Source organism: Aneurinibacillus terranovensis DSM 18919, from assembly GCF_000430625.1.
GTDB classification, from domain to species: domain Bacteria; phylum Bacillota; class Bacilli; order Aneurinibacillales; family Aneurinibacillaceae; genus Aneurinibacillus_B; species Aneurinibacillus_B terranovensis.
In genome coordinates this window covers 23,773-42,981 of sequence record NZ_AUMJ01000033.1, presented here as the reverse complement: position 1 = coordinate 42,981, position 19,209 = coordinate 23,773, and the positions used below count along the sequence as shown (strand labels likewise).

Here is a 19,209-nt window from a genome sequence, read left to right as displayed (position 1 = left end):
TTAGAAAACACTTGATCGGTAAACAAGTTTACATTTATCTAACACAAAAGAACCTGCTTTAAAAAGTAGGTTCTTTTAGTTCTCTTATTTACATGTGTCGGCTCCATTAGAGGTAGTGTAGTCTCTTTGAGAGGCTTCCTAACCTGGATACCCAAGACAAAGATACCTTAGATCAGCAATTCTACTTTTCGTGCCAGAGGCAAAAATGGCGGTAGCATAGTTGAGATTTCCCTGTTATTGAAGTAAGGGGTAGGAATGTCGATACTATACTTAATAGAGATCAGTAAATCATTTGCTTTTTATGCTGGTAAGAATAAAATATAAGTAAGAATATTATTAGTGTAAGGGTGATAAGAGTATGGTTACATCCGTGAGTAAGATGTCAAGTAAGGGGCAAGTAGTGATCCCTTTGGATATTCGTAAGAGGTTAGGGATCGAAGAAGGAGATAATATAAAATTCATTATCGACGAAAACGGTGAAACGAAAATTGAAGTAGTGAAGAAAAAAGCGATTCTTGATTTATTCGGGGTGGCTAAACCAAAACTGGATACATCGGATTTTAAAAAGGTGCTAAAAGATTCTCTTGAAGAAAGAATGGAGTCGAAGTCAGGAGATAATTTTCAATGAGATACATTTTAGATACCAACATTGTTATTCGTTTTTTAGCCAATGATCACCCTGAACACTCTCTGAAAGCCCGAATGCTATTTGAACGAATGACAAATAAATCGTGACCGCTGAATGCGTATACGTTCTAAGTGGGAAATATTATGGCTATTCAAGAATAAACATCTCAGAATGGCTAATTAAAATCATCGAATTTTGTGAAGTTGATAATAAAGAAATTTTGTTAACAGCTTTGTTTAACTACGCTAAACACAATGTAGATTTTGCTGATGCCTATTTAGCTGCAAAAGCTGAACATATAAGTGGATATGTTGCAACCTTTAACACAAAAGATTTTAACAAAATGGGTGTTAATAGCATTGCTCCTGAATGAATAAAGTTGCTTATCATTACAATCTTTCCTTTTTTCTCGTTCTATTGTATACTTCATAAGTAAATATTTTCTGTGCGAACTATTTTTTACTGCACGAGGTATAGTTTAAATGACGGCTCCATTATTTTAGGATTGTGTTTTTATTCTGAAGGGAAAAGAGAGGGGAGGATTATGACTTACGCGACCAAGCATGTTCGCTTGCTTATCCGGGAGATTAACCAGCATATTTTTCATCTGGTGGCCTGTGAATTATCGGAATACGGGATTACCGTCCCACAGTTGATGGTTTTGCGTACCTTAAACGACCAGCGGCGGAAAATATCTGAGATTAGTCACCAGGTAGGGCTTTCAAATAGTACCGTCTCCGGGATTATTGACAGGCTGGAGGCAGAAGGGTATGTCCGGCGTATACGTGATAAGGAGGACCGCCGGATTGTCTGGGTGTACCGTACAGAAAAACTAGACGAACTCCAGAATATAGTTCCGGTTCTTCAAGATGATTATTTTGATTTTATTCTGGAGGGAATTACCGAAGAAGAAAGGTCCGCGATTTTCAAATCGCTGGAGCTGTTAGCTGCAAAACTTCAGGAACAATTAAAGGGTCGGAAGCAGTGCAAGTAATTTTTTCTCGCATAAATATTTCGCTTACGAAATATTTATATATAAAATAAAAATAGTCGAATCGAAAAAGACGAGGGGAAACGAGATGAACCGAAAAGCCATTTTAACTTTGATTCTTGCTGTTCTTGTCCTCGGTGGCGGCGGCATCGGGTACTACTACTGGTATGAGGGAACCCATTATGTAAAATCCGATGATGCGCGCATTCAGGGCGATGAGTATCGTGTGATGCCGCAGGTTCCGGGTGAGATTACCCACATTGATGTCCAGGAAGGCGACAAGGTTCGGCAGAATGAAGTCATTGCGGAGCAGGACACGTCCAATATGGATCCAAGCATGATTGACAAAGCGCTCATCCGGGCGCCGATTAACGGCACGGTCGTTAAGATTTTCAACAAGGAACATGAAATAGGGGCTCCTGGAAATCCTGTTGCCCTGATGATGAATTTGGATGACCTGTATGTTGAGTCAAACATTGAAGAAACGTATATTAACAGCATTCACCTCGGCCAGCCGGTTGACATCACCATTGATACGCTGGGCGGAAAGACGCTAACAGGAAAAGTCCGCAGGATTGGGAAGGCTTCTAACTCTACCTTTTCGCTTCTGCCGGCGGTCAATACGAGCGGGAACTTCAATAAAGTTACCCAGCGTGTACCGGTTGAAATTTCGCTGGATCGTCCGGCCGGACTGGATGTCATTCCGGGAACGAACGTAGAAGTTAAGATACATATTAAATAGGGAAGGGGGATGTTTTTATGGGAACAGCAGCAGCTCCTCCATCCGCTGATTCTATGGCCTCTCGCTGGTTTGCCCTGATCGCGATTATTCTCGGGGCGTTTGTCGCGATTTTAAACAACAGTTTAATTAACGTGGCGATTCCGAAACTTATGAACGTGTTCGGCTCGACTACGGACCGCATCCAATGGGTGCTTACCGGTTATATGCTGGCGTCCGGCGTTATTATTCCAATTAGCGGTTTTATGGGAGATCGGCTGGGCTATAAAAAATTTTTTATTGTAGCCCTGTCCGTGTTTACGCTCGGTTCACTCCTCTGTGCGCTTGCCTGGAGCGATACAGTGCTCATCGTTTTTCGCATTATCCAGGGATTGGGCGGCGGTGTCATCATGCCGCTGAGTATGGCGATTATTTATAAAATTATGCCGCGGGAACAGATTGGAACGGCCCTGGGAGTATGGGGGATATCCGCGATGGTGGCCCCGGCAGTAGGGCCGACGCTAAGTGGATACCTGGTTCAATGGTTTAACTGGCGCTTATTGTTTATTGTTTGTATCCCGGTATCACTTTTTGCGATATTAATGGCTGCTATTCTATTACACGAAACAGAGGTCAATGAAACCAGGTCGTTTGATTGGTGGGGATTTATTCTCGCGGTCATATCGGCAGGAACGCTGCTGTACGCGTTGAGTAACGGAGAATCCGATGGATGGACATCGTTTGAAATTGTGTTTTTAATTTTTATTTCGATTATGAGTGGGGCGCTTCTAATCTGGGTGGAAACCGGACGTGAAGATCCTCTTATCAATCTTTCGTTGCTTAAAAATTTTACGTATACCCTTAGCGTGGCTACGGCAAGCCTTGTCACGATTGGCCTGTTTGGCGGGGTGTTTTTAACACCGATTTATCTGGAGAACATTCAGGGCATGTCCGCGATCGATACAGGCCTTCTGCTTATGCCGCAGGCCATTGCGATGGCCGTGATGATGCCGATCGCGGGAAAACTATTTGACAAAATAGGTGTGGTCCCGCTTGGGTTGGTCGGATTAACCATCCTTAGCGTGATGACCTATCAGCTTCACTCATTGACGGTGATTACGTCACAGAACTGGTTAAAGTGGACGCTGGCGATTCGCGGAATCGGGATTGGGCTTTGTATGATGCCCATTTCGACCGCAGGGATGAATGCCGTCGACCCCCGGCAGGTGGGGAACGCATCGTCGCTGTCTAATTTGATTCGCCAGGTGGCGGCTTCGATGGGGATTGCGGTGCTGACCACGATTATGCAGCAGCGCACAGCGCTGCATAATCAGCAAACGTCTGAATTCATTACGCCGACCTCGATTGGTTTGAATATATTCAGCGGAAGTACGGGGATGTCGAATCTGGCAGGCTTAATTGCACAGGATTCCCTGGCGAGAGCGATTGGGGATTGTTTTCTCCTTGCGTCGCTTCCTGTTTTTGTCGCCATTCCGCTTGTGTTCTGTTTTGTGAAGTGGAGGAAACCGGCGAAGCCTGCGCAGCAGGAAACATCAGCATAATCATGGATTTGGATGGGTGAGAACAATGATGAATATAAAGAGGAGAGGAAAGGTTAGTATGCGGAAAGCAACGATGATACTGGCTGCGGGCCTATGTCTCGGTTCAATAGCACTCGCAGGATGCGGAACCGATGCCAAAGAGGCATTTCAGCAGGATGCCGCCGTTCCGGTGGAGACAACAGCTGCTATAACGGGCAGCTTTACCAGCGGTCCGGTCTATACGGGTACCGTTCAACCCCGGCAGCAGGTGCCTATTTCGCCTAAATTGGCTGGTAAAATTGCATCGATGATGGTAGACGTAGGGAGCCATGTTCAGAAGGGGCAGACCCTGTTTACACTCGATGATAAGGACTTGAAAAATGCGGTGGTAAAAGCGCAGGCGGCGGTGGCAGCTGCCCAGTCGGGCATAAACGGAGCCCAGGCAGAACAGCAAGCCAACGTTGTGAAGGCACAGGGCGGGGCTGTCTCGGCGAAAAGCGGGATCATACAGGCCCAGGGTGCCATTACACAGGCGCAGAACAATGTGGATCAAGCGAGCCATGGCGTGCAGGTGGCCGGTCTTGGCCTCCAGACAAGCAAGCAGGCGCTTACGGATGCACAAACGAATTTAAAGCGGACCAAAACGCTGTTTAATGCGGGGGCGGCTCCCCAGAGTTCGCTGGACGCCGCCCAGACGGCATTCGTCAATGCACAGGCGGGCTATAATAAAGCGCAGGCGGATTATAAGAGTGCCCAGGACGCCCTGGCCAAGGCCAAACAGGGGCTGGCCACCGCACAAAACGCTCTGCAGACTGCTACATCCGGCTATCAGACGGCCCGGCAAGGGGTGTCTGTAGCCCAGAGTACGGCCGGAATTGACGCGGCGAGATCGGCTGCCGAACAGGCTCAGGTCGGTTTAAAAGTCGCTCAGGATACGCTGGACGATGCGACAGTAACATCTCCGATCGACGGCATCGTCGGCAAAAAGAATGCGGAAGTGGGCCAGATGGCATCACCGCAGGCTCCGGTTCTTGTTGTGGCTAACCTGGATACCGTGAAAGTGCTCGTGTATGTACCGGCAGACGCCATTAATGGGATGAAAGTAGGGAATCAGGTTCAGGTAAAAACCGTTGCGTTTACCTACACAACAACAGGCACGATTACGAACATCAGTCCGCTCGATGACAGCGGAAAAGGCTACCCTGTAGAAGTGACTGTACCGAATAAGAACCTGCAGCTAAAGGCGGGAATGGTCGTTGAAGTGAGTGCGCTTGACCCGAACGCGAAGCAGGGGATTCTGATCCCGACAAGCGCGATCGTCCGTGACCAGGGAAAATCGTACGTATTTGTCGCACAGAACGGCACCGCGAAACGCAAAGAAATTCAGGTGGGCGCCCAATCCGGTTCACAGACTATGGTGACAGCGGGTATTAATTCCGGAGATCTGGTGATTTCGGATAAAGCGGCACAGTTATCCGATAACGCAAAAATAACGGTAGAACAGCAGCAGTAGCAAAGAAGTGGTTTCAGGCTTGGCATTTAACATTCTTCCGAAAGAAGTCTCCCACTTCTAATGTGAAGGTGCGACAGCACCAGTGAAAGTGGGAGATAAATTTCGGTGAGGTGCAGCTTCGGTGAGGTGCAGCCTAACATTGTTCCTCTCTTATGCTGTGATATAATCAGGCTTAGATAAACAAAAGGTCGTTATATAAATGAAATTAGATAGTAATAATCATTCAGTATCCTCACTGTGCTGCCATCTTGTGCTCGTCAGGTGGCGGGTAGTTCACGCTTATAGAAAAGAGTTACACTTTAAATTTCCCAATGGCCTCTTGCAGTTCTTCAGCCATCTTGGCTAGAGAAGAAGCAGAAGACGAGATTTCTTCCATAGAAGCTAGCTGTTCTTCCGTAGCGGCTGATACATTATGAGTTTCGGACGAGGTAACCTCTGCCACTTCTGAAATAAGTGCAATCGAGTGAACGACCCCCTCTGTAGCAGCAGAAATTTGTTGAACGGCAGAAGAAACTTGCTCAATTTGGGTTGCCACGTCATTTACAGAGTTCTGAATCTGTTCAAAAGATTCACCGGCTAAATTTACAACGCCTATCCCCTCTACTACTTCTTTCGTAGCATGATCCATCGAGCGAACCGTCTTGTTTGTTTCTTCTTGAATCGCTTTAATAAGATGTGCAATTTGCTGCGCTGAATTTGAGGATTGTTCTGCTAGTTTACGGACTTCATCAGCTACAACCGCAAACCCCTTTCCATGTTCTCCGGCTCTCGCTGCTTCGATTGCCGCATTTAAAGCCAGGAGGTTTGTTTGGGAGGAAATATCTGTGATAACCTGAACGATTTGACTAATTTCATTTGAACGCTCTCCCAGGGTTTGGACTACCTCGGAAAGACCGGTAACCGTATGATTGATTGCGTTCATTTGTTTAATGGCTAATTGAATATTTTTCGCCCCTTCTTCTGCCCTTTCTAAAGTGTCGGATGCAGAAGCAGAAACATGTTGTGCGTTATCCGCAATTTTTTGGACACTCACTGCTAATTCACCGATGGTTTGTGAACTTTTCTCCACACTTTTGGTCTGTTTATCCGTACCTACAGCGACTTCTTGAATCGTAGAAGCGATTTGTTCTGTTGCTTTCCCCGTCTGTTCAGCACTCGCTAATAATTCTTCTGCTGAAGCTGCCACTTGTTCCGAGTTAGCCGATATTTTCCCTATTAATTCGCGAAGACTACTAGACATTTGATTTAAATGATTGAACATCTGCCCAATTTCATCTTTTCTTGTAGAGGTAAATACGTGCTTTAAATTACCCAATGCAATTTCTTTCATCGTACCTTGAATTTCTATTATAGGTTTTGCAATATTTCTCCTTGAATAAAATAAAACAAATCCTATTGAAATAAGAACAATAATAAATCCACAGAGAATAAATTTAAACATTAAAGTATAGAGAGAATGAAAGTAGTCGTCGGTTTCAACGGTGGCCATAATAAGAGTTCCGTCAAATGTACGCTTGAAGGCCAAATATTTAATTTTTCCACCTTCTTTATACTGGAAATCACCTTCATTATCCGTAGTAATTAATTTTCCGAAAGGAAGAGTATTCAAGTTTTTTCCTATATAATCTTTCTGTGGATGAGCGATTAAGACCCCTTGAGGATTAGCGATAAAAGTAAACCCGGTTTTTGCAAATGAATATTTTTTTATTGCATCTTGTAGATTAATAGAATCAACAACTTTTTGATATTCTACAGGCTCCATCCCAAGTTGAAACATCCCGGCTTTATCTTGGCGGGCGACACCAATATACATGAACATTTTTTTATCTGCTCCACGAATAGCAGGCTCTTGTGCAAGTTCAAAGTTTTTATTTGTAATTGCCTCCATAAAGGGTTTGGATTGTTGGTATGAATCATACTTATAATTAATGAGAGCGGGATTACTACTAAATTGCATAATTCCTTTATCATTCATGACGTTGACTTCCGACACACCAATCTTATTCGCCAAGGCAGAAAGTTCCGCAGTGGTATAACTGTTACGACCTTTAAGTATTTCTCTAACCGATTTAGCTAATTTCAAATTGTTGTTTTGCAAACTTTCCTTTAGAATTTTGACTGTTTGATTATAGGAATTAACATCAGATACTAATTTATTAACATTGCTATGTACTTCCATTTTCATTTGGTTATTTATCGCTTGCTCTTGAGCTGTATAAGTAAAAACAGATAGAATTAATACTGTTGCGATAATAATAACAATCGTTATGGCTGCAATTTTCGTACCAAAGTTGATATTTATGATATTTTTTATGTTTTTCCCAAGAGGATTCATAGAACACATCTCCTTTATGTTTCGTTCACTAAGGGTTTTGCAAAACGCATCACCTCTGAATGGATGATAAATAAAAAAGCTAATCATATATATTGGATTAGCTCTGACCTATCATAGCGTATTTCAGAGACTTTTCGGCAGCCCGGCTATCATAGCTTAATCAAACGTTAGACCCGTGGCTTTGCGCCCCCATTTTTCAATGAGTTTGCTAGTATCGAAGCACTCTTTTTCATATAGTTTGTTCATTTAGATAACCCTTTGAACCGAGTAGATGTTGAAAGGCCTGCAACGAAGCTTGAATCGTTTGGATTTCAATTGAACGCATAATGAAAACGACATGAGATCGATGATCGTCACTTGGCCATTTATCTAAATGTTCAGGAGGATGAATAATATGTTGTACGCCGTTTAAAACTACGGGTCCTTCCTCTCCGACATCGATTAGCCCCTTCACCCGAATCACTTGTTCCCCTCGTGCATGTAAAAGCATGCTAAGCCATAGCCCAAAAGCTGTCCAATCCAAAGGTTGATCAAATGTAAACGAGACTGATACGGTATCGCTAAGATGAGGATGATTCGATGAAATCGGTGCCGGATTTTGTTGTTCAAATCGAAGCAAGGAGGATTCGTTTGAGGCAAGTAATTTCTGCGGCTCAATCTCCCCACAAACAACCTCGACCAGCTGCGCGGTTGGATTTAAAACAGAAAGCTGGGATTTTAACAAATCTACATCTTCCGTAGTAATCATATCTGTTTTAGTAAGAATAATCTTGTCTGCGACCGCGACTTGTTTGAAAAACTCAGGTTGATTTTTTAAATGGCTAGCACCATTCACGGCATCCACCGTTGTTAAAACACAGTCCACATAAAAATGATGCTGCAAAACAGGATCCGTCAAAATGGTAAACAAAATCGGGGCAGGGTCCGCAAGGCCGCTTGTTTCAATTACTACCCGTTCAATTGGTTCAATATCCCCCCGTTGGTCTTGATCTAATAATATTTTTAGCGTTTTGATGAGATCCTCCCGAACCGAGCAACATAAACAACCTCCACCAACGAGAATAGTTTTCTCTTCCACCCGTTGAAGAAGATGGTGGTCTAATGCTACTTGACCAAATTCATTGACTAAAACTGCAGTATGTTTCATCGAGAGGTGAGTCAGAAGGCGGCTGAGCAAAGTGGTTTTTCCTGTGCCTAAAAATCCTGTAATAATCGTGACCGGACGTTTGGTTGTATTTCTCATGATGGTTCTTCCTTTCTGCCAATCTTAAGAAGTAAAACGTTCTAAAAAGACAGGATCCAAAGGGTCCAGGGCTCGACCGGCTAATTTTTCAGCTGCAGGCCATAAGCTGCCTAAGTCATGGACGATTTCGGTTTTTCCTTTATTGTTGCGAAGAAGAAATTTACTACCATTCCAATCTTCCAAATGCAATCCAAAATGTTTTAATACCTGATTCGTCAGCTTGATCCGATGATTTCGTTCACGCATTCGACTTCGTTGAAATTGACCGACTATCCTATCAGTATCTGGATTCAAACGTTTTTTTTCTGTCCAATGAACGTTTAAAACAGACTCTCCGCAAAGAACGCACATGGGTAAACCCTCCTGGAATAAAAGGTGGGAGCAGCTGCTATCAGCTACTCCGGCACATCTTCTTTTCGGCCACTTACCGTTTACGAGGATAACGACCGGCAAAATCATTTGCGATTTCATCAAACGTGACCCAACGTATGCCTTCATGGCTATTGATATATTCAATGAGACGTTCATGCATCAGAAGCACTTGAGGTCTTCCGCTCACATCCGGATGAATCGTCATGGTAAACACGGCATAATCGTGTTCACGGTACACCCAATCGAATTGATCTTTCCACATTTGTTCTATATCTCTCGGATTCACAAATCCGTGACTGTTCGGAGACTTCTTAATAAACATCATAGGAGGCAGATCATCTAAGTACCAGTTGGCCGGGATTTCAATAAGATCCGTTTCCTCTCCGCGAACCAACGGTTTCATCCACTTATCTGCGGGTTGTTCGTAGTTAATGTTGGTCCAGCTGTCTCCCACTCGAACATAGTATGGATGAAAGTCATTGTGCATTAAGCTGTGGTCATATTTAATTCCGTGTTTTAACAGTAATTCATTGGTCACAGTCGAGAATTCCCACCAAGGGGCAACATATCCGGTAGGACGTTTTCCGGATACTTTTTCTACCAAATCAATACATTTTAATAGAATCGTTTCTTCTTGCTGACGAGTCATCGCAATGGGATTTTCATGGGAGTACCCGTGAATCCCAATTTCATGCTCTTGTTCAACAATCATTTTGGTCTGTTCCGGGAAGGTTTCAATGGAGTGGCCCGGTACAAACCAGGTGGTTTTCAAATTGTATTTCTCAAATAATTTCAATAGACGAGGCACTCCGACTTCTCCGGCAAAAAGACCGCGAGAAATGTCATCAGGGGAGTCTTCCCCACCATAAGAACCTAACCAACCGGCGACAGCATCCACATCAATGCCGTACGCAACCAAAATTTCTTTTTTTGCCATCTTGTACATCTCCTTTAGTTATCTATTTAGAAATTTCCTCTAAAGATTGAGAAGGAGGAACAGATCTAGCACCAAACATTAAGATTCCGGAAATCAGCAGGGGAAGAGCTCCTGCAAAGAAGCTGGCTTGTACCACATGAGCTGGAGTTCCGGATGCCACTAATACGGTAAAAAGAACAGAACCTAAAATGCCCCCAATGGTCCCAAACGAATTGATGAGAGAGGACCCTGTCCCACGGATCCGCGTCGGGAATGACTCGCCCATATACGTAAAGAGGGCGGAATAAGAACCAATCAGGAAGAAAAGGCCAATACTATACGAAATCAACACAGGCCAATACCCATGGGCGATGAATAACATATACGTATAGGATAATCCGCCACAAATCCAAGCTACAATGATGGTCCCACGGCGCCCGAACTTATCACCCAGGTACCCATGGAAAACATACCCGACGTAAGAAAGAGCATTCGATAAAATCAAGAGGAACAAAGAATTGTTAAACGAAATTCCTTTTCCCCCAGTCAACACGGTGGTCGAGAGAACGGCGAAAATTTGGATCGCAAACCAGTTTAATGTAAAGGCGATTCCTAAGAAGATTGTGTGTCGACGAATATCAGGTGCAAACAACTGAGCAACCGTGGATTTTGTCATTTTTTCCGAATCGATCCCCAGTTCTTGACCGAGTCGATGTGCTTCCTTAGTCTTTCCGGACTTCATCAAATGGCGAACTTCCTGCAACTGTTGGTACTTGGGTGACTCTTTTAATTTAATCCGAAGAAGTAAGATAATAACCGCCGGTAGCGTTCCAACCCAAAATACACCTCTCCAACCAATATGGGGCAATAACACTGCCGTCATGAAAGAGGCAAACAAAACCCCGATCGGCCAACCGCCTTGGATAAAACTATAGAGGAGCCCCCGTTTCGAATGACCGGAAATTTCTGATAAATAGGTCGTGTTTACTGCCTGTTCGGAATACCCGAGGCCGGAAATTGCCCTGACTAGAATTAAATAAAGCGGATTCATCGTAAATCCGGTTAACCCCGAGCTGATGGCCGCACCTGCTGTAGTGATAAGCAACGCGTTTTTGCGGCCGAAATAATCCGTAATCGGGCCTACGAGTAAGGAAACTAAAAATGTTCCTATGGAAACCCAAGTTGCTACCTTTGCGCTTTCACCAGTGGTCCAATGAAAATCGGCAGCCATGACTGGCAATAATGTTCCAAATAAGATAAAATCATAGACAGAGAACGTCCAAGCAAAAAAAGCGACAATAGATGCGTAAATTAGTTGTCCTTTTGATACGGCTTCTGATTCATTGGCCGTGGAGATAGAAGCCGTATCCTTGGTCGATAAATAGGTCGACATTCGGTGCCCTCCTATACATTGGCTAATTGTTCTTTAATTAACGCTCGATTTAGATCGCGTAAATACGGAATGGTTTGTCTTTGCTTGGATATAAGGGACAAATCGAGATCGGCAAGAATGACTTCATCTTCTCGACTTGCTTCCACTAAAACCTCCCCTTGAGGATTGACGATCCGGGAGGAACCTCCAAATACTGTTTCTCCTCTTTCCACCCCTGAACGGTTACAAGCAATTACATATGTTCCGTTTTCTAAAGCCCGTGAGCGAGTTGCGATATCCCAAGCGTACAGGCGAGCCTTTCCAAATGCCGATGGATAAATGACGAGATCCGCCCCGCGCAAGGTGAGGATCCGTGCTCCTTCAGGAAAGCCCACTTCATAACAAATTTGAAGGCCGATTCGAACAAATCCCAAATCAAATACCGGGAACGCTTTCCCCTTGCCAAATCGAGTATTTTCTTGATCCCAAAGATGAATTTTGCGATACGTTCCGATGATTCCCTGCGGACCGGTCAGAATTGCCGTATCAAATACCACACCTTCTATTGAAGGCTTCTCAAGGATACAACTTACCGTATAAATCTGATGTTTTCGACTCATGGCACACAACCAATCGGTCGTCGGACCTGGAATCGCTTCTGAAAGTTGCATATCTTGTTCTTCAACCCGGTACCCTGTATTAAACAGCTCTGGTAATACGACTAATTTGGCGCCCTGTACTACCGCTTGTTCAATCAACTTGGAAGCGTTTCTAATATTTGCTTCTTTATCTCCCAGGGTGCAATTCATTTGAGCAGCTGCCACACGAAGAACCTTATCCACTGACTTTCATCCCCCCCCCTTTCTTTATTATTTTTTCTACATTTCTGTTATAACATACGATACAAAACATTCACAATAATGTCATAACAAAAACATATGCGTTTATGCATAGATTTTAGCTTCCAGTATTAGGTTTTTTGCCGTTATCCATTTGAATTGCAAGAGGAATATAACTATGCATAAATGCATAGCTTGATTTAGTGTTTTTGAAATGTTGGTAATCCGTACTTTTGCAGTTTTCGACTGATCGTCGATTGATTGACACCTAGCACTTCGGCAATTTTAGTTGTGGATTTATACTTTTCCAGCGCCATTCGAAGAAGATCCATTTCTAACGACTCTGTTGCTTCTTGAAGAGGTACCACCCGATTAACGATGATGGCCTTCTGGTTGGGATGAATCGCCATGTGTTCCGGTAGGTGTTCAAATCCAATCCAAGGACCTTCAGAAGTGACCCATAATCGTTCCACTATATTTTTTAATTCCCGCACATTCCCTGGCCAAGTATAGCTTTGTAATACTTTCAACAATTTGGGTTTAAATTTTTTGGTTTGCCCATATTTTTGGTTCAAGGACTTAAGAAATAACAAAATTAGTGGAATGATATCCTCTTTTCTTTCCCGAAGAGGAGGAATGTGAATCGGGACGATATTTAACTGGTAAAATAGATCCCGCCGGAATGTCCCGTTGTTCGCCATTTGTTGTAAGTCCTTTTCTGTAGCGGTGATTAATCGAACATTCACCGGAAGGACATGGAACGATCCTGCCCGGGTCAACCTTTTTTCTTGAATGACCTGAAGAAGTTTACTTTGAATGGACACGGGGAGACATTCGATTTCGTCTAGAAACAGCGTTCCTCCAGACGCTAATTCAATGACTCCATAGTGGACGTGCTCACTATTCTCCGCTCCGAACAATTCGCGTTCGAACATCGACTCCGGGATGGATCGACAGTTCATGGTCAAGAAAGGGTTCTCTTCCCGTTCCCCCCAACGATGGATTAGCCTGGCGATAAACTCTTTGCCTACCCCGGGCTCGCCGGTAATTAAGACAGGAGAATCGACCTTCGCTACTCGCTCGGAAATATGGACGACCATCCGCATTTTTTCATCTTGAAAAACCAGGTGATCTTCTTCACCGTTTTTGGTCCTTAAATTTCGGATTTCTTCCCGATACCCCTCAGTCGCTTGTTTTAGCATTTCAATTTCTTCTTGGAGAAGGCTGACTTCCGTAATGTCTCGTGAAGCGTTGACGACGCGAATTATTTTCTTTTTTTCGTCAAATAAGGGGATCCCCATGGCCATTAATCTTTTTCCGGTTTTCGTCGTTTGGGTGATCGTCACTTTTTTTCGTTGCTCCAGTACAAGACGTGTAACGGATGGATTGTATACACCTTCCCGCTCCAATTCAAAAACGCTTTTACCCACCAATTCTTTTTCGGAATATCCCCATAACGATTCACACGCGGAGCTGACTCGAAGGGTGATCCCGTTTCCATCAGAAACGTAGATCACATCAAACGTGGTTTCCAGAATCGTATTTAAATCCAGCGCCAGGTTTTTATATAAATCCGTTTCTTGAACCAGTTGATCTAAGATGTTCATCCGTTGAAATATCAACAAAAAACCCGTTAATCGATCTTCTGAATAAGAAGGAACCTTGTACACAAAAAAATCATGACCGGTATAGGCAAAATTAAAGAACGCTTCTTGAACATCTTCTAGTTCTTTAGACAAATGGGGGAATATATCCCCCAATAATTGATGGGTAACCGCCTGTGGAAAAGAAAATAGTTGCGCCGTATAGTCATTGTGAAAAACAATTCGTTGCTCTGAGTCGATAAAGACAAGTCCGAATGGTATTGTATTCAAAATTTGTGGAAGTTCCCCTGGTTGAATCATATAACCACCTTATGCAATATGCTCTCTCTTTTTGCTACTTTCTTTAATCACATTCTACTATATTATGTTTGCTTACCAATCGACAACTGAAAAAAATGATAGATGACAGGGACAGAGGGGAATAAGTTTGGAAAAGTTCTTTCCTGCGGTTTTTGTAGAGAACCGACGAAATTTGCGGTGATATTTTGTTAGTTTCTGCAAGAAAATGATTTATACTAGATTTGAAAAATATACAATAAAAGGGAGGGATTTCAATGAAAGAACTAAAATTAGCTGACGGCGTCTACAATTTCATTTTCAAAGGCGGCCATACCTTCTTTCCGGCATGTATGGATGGAATAGGCGAAGTGACCCGGATGTATATTGGCACGGAAGAATTCTATGCAACCTGCAGTACCTCTCAGTTTCTTAAGAAGATTAGCCGCGAGTTATGCATGGATCTGGCACTCGTTCGGCGGCGTTCATGGGACATGCTCGGCCAGCGCAAATTTCCGCCGCTCGCATTTAAAGAAGCGTTTATTTTAATTCCATTCTCCTTCGGCGTTTTCAGCAAGGCTCACCGCACATGCTTTATAAAATATGTTTCTATCAAGCATTATGATGCAGAATCCCCACAAAGCTCAAGCCGGATTATCCTCAAAGATTCCCATACCCTCAAAATTCCCCAGCACCTTCGATACGTCAAAAGCCAACTGCGCCAAGCCGAGAACCTTCGACTCCGGTATAAAGATTGGAATGGTGAGCTCTAAATCCATATAGAAAGTTGTCTTGGCAGCCTATCGTTCGATAGAAGTGCAATTATGTTTGAGTAGAGCGGCGTTTTTTTGTTCTATATGCGGATTGGCCGTCTGCCGTCTTTTTTCTTCCGGAGTATGCTTGTCTTGCGCGTAAATAAAGCCAAGGACCGGTCCTGGGAAAGGACACTATTATGGAAGAAAAAGATTGGATTGCTTTTATGAACAAGATGGAACCGCTTTTAGAAAAGTGGACGCTGAGACTACCGGTTGGCACTGCCAGAGAGGAGGCAAAGCAAATCGCCCGTATTGCATGCTGGAGCAAGCTTTTATCGTATGACCCGGAACGCGGGGCTTCCTTAACCACGTACATGTTTATGGTCGTTCGCAGCGCGTTAAACGCCTGGTTCAAACGTGAGTATCGATACCATTCACATCATTGTTTCCCTGCATTGCCTTCGGAAGATGAGCTGTCATGGGAAGAACTTATCCCGGGTGAAGATACGGATGCGCTGGAAGAAGACATGCTCTGGAAAGCATGGATGGCTCCCTTGTCATCCCATGAAGCGCAGTGTATCACACTCCATATTCGCTATGGATACTCACTGGTCGAGGTCGCTAAAATAATGGGAGCCCCTTATGAGCGCGTGAAGAAATGGAATCAACGAAGTCTTGTGAAACTTCGCACATACGCAAGGCGACTGGGCATAGATACAAATTAGTAGAGAACAAATAGAAGCCATAAATAAAAAACAAAATCGGCATGATGAAAAGGGCGGGCTCAGCAGAAGCGTTTCGCTTCTGCTGATCTGTTGTTTTTGCTGATTGCTTACACTGCTGCTGCATCGGAGAAGGCGGGTTACCCAAGTTTTCCTTATGATACTGAAAGTATTTTCTTGATAAGCTTAACGTCTGTTTCTAACTGTTCAATTTTTATTTCCGCGGTTTCGAGGCGTTTCTCTTGTTCACTGTTGTGAGCGACCTGGGCTATGATACTATCGAGTTTGGTGTATATTCCGGCGATGTCAGTCTTGGTAGCCATGTCAGCAATATCAGCCTTGGTGACCATATCGGCGATGTCGTCTTTAGTAGCCATATTGACAATATCCGCCTTAGTGACCATGTCGGCGATATCGTCTTTAGTAGCCATATTGACAATATCAGCCTTAGTGACCATGTCGGCGATGTCGTCTTTGGTGACCATATTGACAATATCAGCCTTAGTGACCATGTCGGCGATGTCGTCTTTGGTGACCATATTGACAATATCAGCCTTAGTGACCATGTCGGCGATATCGTCTTTAGTAGCCATATTGACAATATCCGCCTTGGTGGCCATGTCAGCGATGTCGTCTTTGGTGGCCATATTGGCGATGTCCGCCTTGGTGGCCATGTCAGCAATATCCGCCTTGGTGACCATGTCGGCGATGTCGTCTTTAGTTGCCATATTAGCGATATCGCCCTTAGTCGCCATACCGGCAATGTCGTCTTTAGTAACCATACGTTCATTGATAGATTGCAATTGAAGCAAGATGTTCTGTATTACTTTTTCCGTCATGCTTGTCCCTCCTAACATTACATTTTTCCGAACCGAGTGGTGCGAGTCAGATTATCTTTGGTTTTCATTATAACCGGAATCAATTTGGAAGTAAATGGTATAATTTGAATAGCTGCCGGGAAATCTCTTTGTCACATGAGTTCTGCCTGAAATCGAATTGTTACGATTGTGTGGCGGGTTCATGCAGCAAAATCGGGGCGAAATCATATCCCGGAGAGATGTACCACAACCAATTGCCTGCTTTAAGCGTCTTATCATAGTCGGCCTTTTTTATTTAGAAACCGTTAGGGGTCCGTACTTAGGAATCTCTAGGCTTCAGCCATGAGAGGTTCAAATTTGTCGGCGTAAAACTATATTGAAATGAATGTCCAAATCCCTTCTGATTTATTTGAAAAAAAGCTATAATAACAATAGACCAAAGGAGGCTGTACTAATGGCATTTTTTAAAAAGCGTCGTTCTGCTGCGGAAGCGGCTCCGGAACTTTCACAGGAAACTTCCCCGGAACAAACGGAATCCCAAGAACTGCAGGAGGCAGCGGAAACAGGACAAGCCCATGAGTCCGCAGAAAATACCTCTACTATAGAAGAAGAAAATAACAATCAGGAAGCAGGCTCTACAGAAGAAAAAAAATGGGCAAAGCCTCAGACGACTCTCGTTATTCCTGATACATTTAAAGAAAACCTGTCGAATGAAATGCGCTATGTTATGCAGTTTAGCTATTCGGAACTGCCTCAGCTGGAGCAGGGTGAGCTGTCGATTGACGGGTATAGAATCGAACAGGGACCCTTTGCCTTAACATTGACCGCTTTTCTGCGAAACAATAAAGAGGAAGAAGTGATCCTTACACAGGTGCCGCTCGTCCTTGTCGATGCGAATTACAACGCGGTTGCCCGCAAGGTGTTTAACCTGCAGGCGTTGGAAATTCAACCGGGCACAGGCATTCCGTACCGGTTTGATTTCTACCCGGAACACCTGATTACCCCTTCGGCTGACCTTTCTTCATGGTATGTTGGTTTCCATATGCAGAGTGGCCAGATAAAGCCGACAACGGATACCCTTTCTTTTGAGGTAAGAGAAAATTCCTCCATGCTGCAGGATAAGATTGAACAGGAAGATCGCCGGGTTTACGCGGATTTGCAGCGGGTGCTAGAACAGACGGAAGGCCAGGTTAACTTTATCGGCGCGCGTGTCAGTGTTTCGGATGAGGGAGAGCTGGCGGTTGAAATTCTTGTTCGAAACGGACAGGATGAAGAAATTCACTTTGCTGACCAAATCGTTTTTGAACTGCGTGACGCCCGGGGTGACGTAGTGGCTTCGAAACCGTTTGATTTGTCCGACCTTCATATTCCACCTCATACGGTAGCACGATATACATTGGAATACGGAAAGAATGCATTCCTGAAGGAAGAACCGGATTTTTCCGACTGGTCTATCACGCTGGTGTAGTAATCTTAGACAGGCCGCCTGCTTTCTCTCTTTGATTTAACAGCTGCTTAGAGAAACAACAAAAATATGGAATTACACAGTGTTTTTTTGCTGAGTATATGGTAAAATTAGGGAAAACAAAAGAAGGAGCGGTAACCCATGGATAGTAGATCCGATTTAATTTTGCAGATGTTAGAGGGAATCCAGGGAAGTATCGAAAAGGTTGACCAAAGGTTAGACCGTATTGAGCAAAGATTAGACAATGTTGAACAAAGGTTAGGGCATGTTGAGCAGAGATTAGAGAATGTTGAGCAAAGATTAGAGAATGTTGAGCAAAGGTTAGACAATGTTGAACAAAGATTAGAGAATGTTGAACAAAGATTAGAGAATGTTGAACAAAGATTAGACAATGTTGAACAAAGATTAGACAATGTTGAGCAAAGAATCGAAAAAGTGGAGTCCGAACAGAAGCAGCAAGGTAACCATCTGTATCAACTTATTGCGAATGTAGGGTTTACCAATAAAAAGGTAGACGAATTGAGCGCTAAACTCGAAGAATTAACCGCTGAAGTAAAGGAAATAAAAGAAACAATGGTCACAAAGGATGATTTGCTTTATTTTGAAAAAAAGGTAGCCGAGCATGACCGGGATATTTTCAAATTAAAACAGCGGCTTATTTAAAAGGGTGACAGAGAGTACAGGCAAGATACTCTCTGTCACCCTTTTTTACCGTTAAAGAAAGTATATGTTGCTTTACAGTGTTAAAGCAACATATACTTTCCTCCATGGGTCACCTGAGAAAAACTTGCGGGAGTGTGCCGAACGTTGCTTTTTCGATGTGGAGCGTGTGGCCGGAAGGTCGATCAGACCGACAATTGTCTCCATCATTGAGGTACCCGGATGTTTTGTCGGTCCGACCTTCCGGTCACTAAGCGGCCGTTTCGCTTCCCTGCAGAAAAAGGACGAGCGGCAACGCCCGCGAGTTTTTCTCAACAAGCAAGGCCATTTCCAACTTTGATTACTCAACGGTGTACGCCACGCAGGCCAGACAGGAAAGCTACACGATCACCTCAACCAATTTTGCGTCAAGCCCTAAGCAATTCACCATAAGTGACGGTA

Annotated in this window: 19 protein-coding genes and 1 riboswitch; of the genes, 10 read left to right on the top strand and 9 right to left on the bottom strand. The window is 43.8% G+C overall.

Going from position 1 to position 19,209, the window contains the following annotated elements; all coding sequences use genetic code 11:
• Positions 1-358: 358 nt before the first annotated feature.
• From H525_RS0106640 to H525_RS0106615, 6 genes are all read left to right on the top strand, one after another.
• On the top strand, positions 359-628 hold the full coding sequence (locus H525_RS0106640; protein WP_035100236.1) for an AbrB/MazE/SpoVT family DNA-binding domain-containing protein: 270 nt from the start codon (positions 359-361) through the stop codon (positions 626-628).
• A gap of 103 nt (positions 629-731) precedes the next feature.
• Entirely contained in the window at positions 732-1,001 is a 270-nt protein-coding gene (locus H525_RS23070; RefSeq protein ID WP_051330856.1) for a PIN domain-containing protein, read from the top strand.
• A gap of 171 nt (positions 1,002-1,172) precedes the next feature.
• Positions 1,173-1,622: a MarR family winged helix-turn-helix transcriptional regulator gene (locus H525_RS0106630; RefSeq protein ID WP_035100234.1), complete on the top strand. Its 450-nt coding sequence runs from the start codon at positions 1,173-1,175 to the stop codon at positions 1,620-1,622.
• Between the two features lie 85 nt (positions 1,623-1,707).
• Positions 1,708-2,361 carry an HlyD family secretion protein gene (locus H525_RS0106625; protein ID WP_027415564.1) on the top strand — a complete coding sequence of 218 codons (654 nt, stop codon included), beginning with the start codon at positions 1,708-1,710 and terminating at the stop codon, positions 2,359-2,361.
• Positions 2,362-2,378: 17 nt separating this feature from the next.
• Positions 2,379-3,899, top strand: coding sequence for a DHA2 family efflux MFS transporter permease subunit (locus H525_RS0106620; RefSeq protein WP_027415563.1), 1,521 nt, complete (start codon positions 2,379-2,381; stop codon positions 3,897-3,899).
• A 58-nt stretch (positions 3,900-3,957) separates the two neighbouring features.
• Positions 3,958-5,391 (top strand): efflux RND transporter periplasmic adaptor subunit, encoded by a 1,434-nt coding sequence (locus tag H525_RS0106615; protein WP_027415562.1) that lies wholly within the window; start codon positions 3,958-3,960, stop codon positions 5,389-5,391.
• Between the two features lie 292 nt (positions 5,392-5,683).
• Here the strand turns inward: H525_RS0106615 and H525_RS25405 are convergent, their stop codons facing one another.
• The 7 genes from H525_RS25405 to H525_RS0106580 all read right to left on the bottom strand — a co-directional run bounded on the left by H525_RS25405 (position 5,684) and on the right by H525_RS0106580 (position 14,372).
• Complete coding sequence (locus H525_RS25405) at positions 5,684-7,726, bottom strand: methyl-accepting chemotaxis protein (protein WP_051330855.1); 2,043 nt, start codon at positions 7,724-7,726, stop codon at positions 5,684-5,686.
• Between the two features lie 133 nt (positions 7,727-7,859).
• Positions 7,860-7,946: riboswitch (cyclic di-GMP riboswitch) on the bottom strand.
• Positions 7,947-7,955: 9 nt separating this feature from the next.
• Complete coding sequence (locus tag H525_RS0106605) at positions 7,956-8,969, bottom strand: CobW family GTP-binding protein (RefSeq protein WP_027415561.1); 1,014 nt, start codon at positions 8,967-8,969, stop codon at positions 7,956-7,958.
• Positions 8,970-8,993: 24 nt separating this feature from the next.
• The gene (locus tag H525_RS0106600; RefSeq protein ID WP_027415560.1) at positions 8,994-9,320 is read right to left on the bottom strand and encodes a hypothetical protein; all 327 of its coding nucleotides are present in this window, start codon (positions 9,318-9,320) and stop codon (positions 8,994-8,996) included.
• A gap of 73 nt (positions 9,321-9,393) precedes the next feature.
• On the bottom strand, positions 9,394-10,278 hold the full coding sequence (locus H525_RS0106595) for a polysaccharide deacetylase family protein (RefSeq protein WP_027415559.1): 885 nt from the start codon (positions 10,276-10,278) through the stop codon (positions 9,394-9,396).
• A gap of 22 nt (positions 10,279-10,300) precedes the next feature.
• On the bottom strand, positions 10,301-11,650 hold the full coding sequence (locus H525_RS0106590) for an MFS transporter (RefSeq protein ID WP_027415558.1): 1,350 nt from the start codon (positions 11,648-11,650) through the stop codon (positions 10,301-10,303).
• 11 nt (positions 11,651-11,661) lie between these two features.
• The gene (locus H525_RS0106585; protein WP_027415557.1) at positions 11,662-12,471 is read right to left on the bottom strand and encodes a carbon-nitrogen hydrolase family protein; all 810 of its coding nucleotides are present in this window, start codon (positions 12,469-12,471) and stop codon (positions 11,662-11,664) included.
• Positions 12,472-12,668: 197 nt separating this feature from the next.
• Entirely contained in the window at positions 12,669-14,372 is a 1,704-nt protein-coding gene (locus H525_RS0106580) for a sigma 54-interacting transcriptional regulator (RefSeq protein WP_027415556.1), read from the bottom strand.
• Positions 14,373-14,626: 254 nt separating this feature from the next.
• Between H525_RS0106580 and H525_RS0106575 the strand changes: the two genes are divergently transcribed.
• Both H525_RS0106575 and H525_RS0106570 read left to right on the top strand, forming a co-directional pair.
• On the top strand, positions 14,627-15,121 hold the full coding sequence (locus H525_RS0106575) for a competence protein ComK (RefSeq protein WP_027415555.1): 495 nt from the start codon (positions 14,627-14,629) through the stop codon (positions 15,119-15,121).
• Positions 15,122-15,300: 179 nt separating this feature from the next.
• Positions 15,301-15,828, top strand: a complete 528-nt coding sequence (locus H525_RS0106570) for a sigma-70 family RNA polymerase sigma factor (protein WP_027415554.1) — start codon at positions 15,301-15,303, stop codon at positions 15,826-15,828.
• 152 nt (positions 15,829-15,980) lie between these two features.
• Here the strand turns inward: H525_RS0106570 and H525_RS23060 are convergent, their stop codons facing one another.
• Positions 15,981-16,664: a hypothetical protein gene (locus H525_RS23060; RefSeq protein WP_155837171.1), complete on the bottom strand. Its 684-nt coding sequence runs from the start codon at positions 16,662-16,664 to the stop codon at positions 15,981-15,983.
• A 433-nt stretch (positions 16,665-17,097) separates the two neighbouring features.
• Here H525_RS23060 and H525_RS0106560 point away from each other — a divergent pair, with 433 nt between their 5' ends.
• On the top strand, positions 17,098-18,111 hold the full coding sequence (locus H525_RS0106560) for an SLAP domain-containing protein (RefSeq protein WP_027415553.1): 1,014 nt from the start codon (positions 17,098-17,100) through the stop codon (positions 18,109-18,111).
• 138 nt (positions 18,112-18,249) lie between these two features.
• A complete protein-coding gene (locus tag H525_RS25400) occupies positions 18,250-18,771 on the top strand; it encodes a coiled-coil domain-containing protein (RefSeq protein WP_051330854.1) in 522 nt (173 codons plus the stop codon).
• 72 nt (positions 18,772-18,843) lie between these two features.
• Here the strand turns inward: H525_RS25400 and H525_RS27090 are convergent, their stop codons facing one another.
• On the bottom strand, positions 18,844-19,083 hold the full coding sequence (locus H525_RS27090) for a hypothetical protein (protein ID WP_155837170.1): 240 nt from the start codon (positions 19,081-19,083) through the stop codon (positions 18,844-18,846).
• Between the last annotated feature and the right edge of the window lie 126 nt (positions 19,084-19,209).

What these genes read in the sequence shown, in the direction of transcription:
- H525_RS0106640 (WP_035100236.1), top strand. Translation starts at nt 359, where the DNA reads ATGGTTACATCCGTGAGTAAGATGTCAAGTAAGGGGCAAGTAGTGATC.
- H525_RS0106630 (WP_035100234.1), top strand. Translation starts at nt 1,173, where the DNA reads ATGACTTACGCGACCAAGCATGTTCGCTTGCTTATCCGGGAGATTAAC.
- H525_RS0106625 (WP_027415564.1), top strand. Translation starts at nt 1,708, where the DNA reads ATGAACCGAAAAGCCATTTTAACTTTGATTCTTGCTGTTCTTGTCCTC.
- H525_RS0106620 (WP_027415563.1), top strand. Translation starts at nt 2,379, where the DNA reads ATGGGAACAGCAGCAGCTCCTCCATCCGCTGATTCTATGGCCTCTCGC.
- H525_RS0106615 (WP_027415562.1), top strand. Translation starts at nt 3,958, where the DNA reads ATGCGGAAAGCAACGATGATACTGGCTGCGGGCCTATGTCTCGGTTCA.
- H525_RS25405 (WP_051330855.1), bottom strand. Translation starts at nt 7,726, where the DNA reads ATGAATCCTCTTGGGAAAAACATAAAAAATATCATAAATATCAACTTT.
- H525_RS0106605 (WP_027415561.1), bottom strand. Translation starts at nt 8,969, where the DNA reads ATGAGAAATACAACCAAACGTCCGGTCACGATTATTACAGGATTTTTA.
- H525_RS0106600 (WP_027415560.1), bottom strand. Translation starts at nt 9,320, where the DNA reads ATGTGCGTTCTTTGCGGAGAGTCTGTTTTAAACGTTCATTGGACAGAA.
- H525_RS0106595 (WP_027415559.1), bottom strand. Translation starts at nt 10,278, where the DNA reads ATGGCAAAAAAAGAAATTTTGGTTGCGTACGGCATTGATGTGGATGCT.
- H525_RS0106590 (WP_027415558.1), bottom strand. Translation starts at nt 11,650, where the DNA reads ATGTCGACCTATTTATCGACCAAGGATACGGCTTCTATCTCCACGGCC.
- H525_RS0106580 (WP_027415556.1), bottom strand. Translation starts at nt 14,372, where the DNA reads ATGATTCAACCAGGGGAACTTCCACAAATTTTGAATACAATACCATTC.
- H525_RS0106575 (WP_027415555.1), top strand. Translation starts at nt 14,627, where the DNA reads ATGAAAGAACTAAAATTAGCTGACGGCGTCTACAATTTCATTTTCAAA.
- H525_RS0106570 (WP_027415554.1), top strand. Translation starts at nt 15,301, where the DNA reads ATGGAAGAAAAAGATTGGATTGCTTTTATGAACAAGATGGAACCGCTT.
- H525_RS23060 (WP_155837171.1), bottom strand. Translation starts at nt 16,664, where the DNA reads ATGACGGAAAAAGTAATACAGAACATCTTGCTTCAATTGCAATCTATC.
- H525_RS0106560 (WP_027415553.1), top strand. Translation starts at nt 17,098, where the DNA reads ATGGCATTTTTTAAAAAGCGTCGTTCTGCTGCGGAAGCGGCTCCGGAA.
- H525_RS25400 (WP_051330854.1), top strand. Translation starts at nt 18,250, where the DNA reads ATGGATAGTAGATCCGATTTAATTTTGCAGATGTTAGAGGGAATCCAG.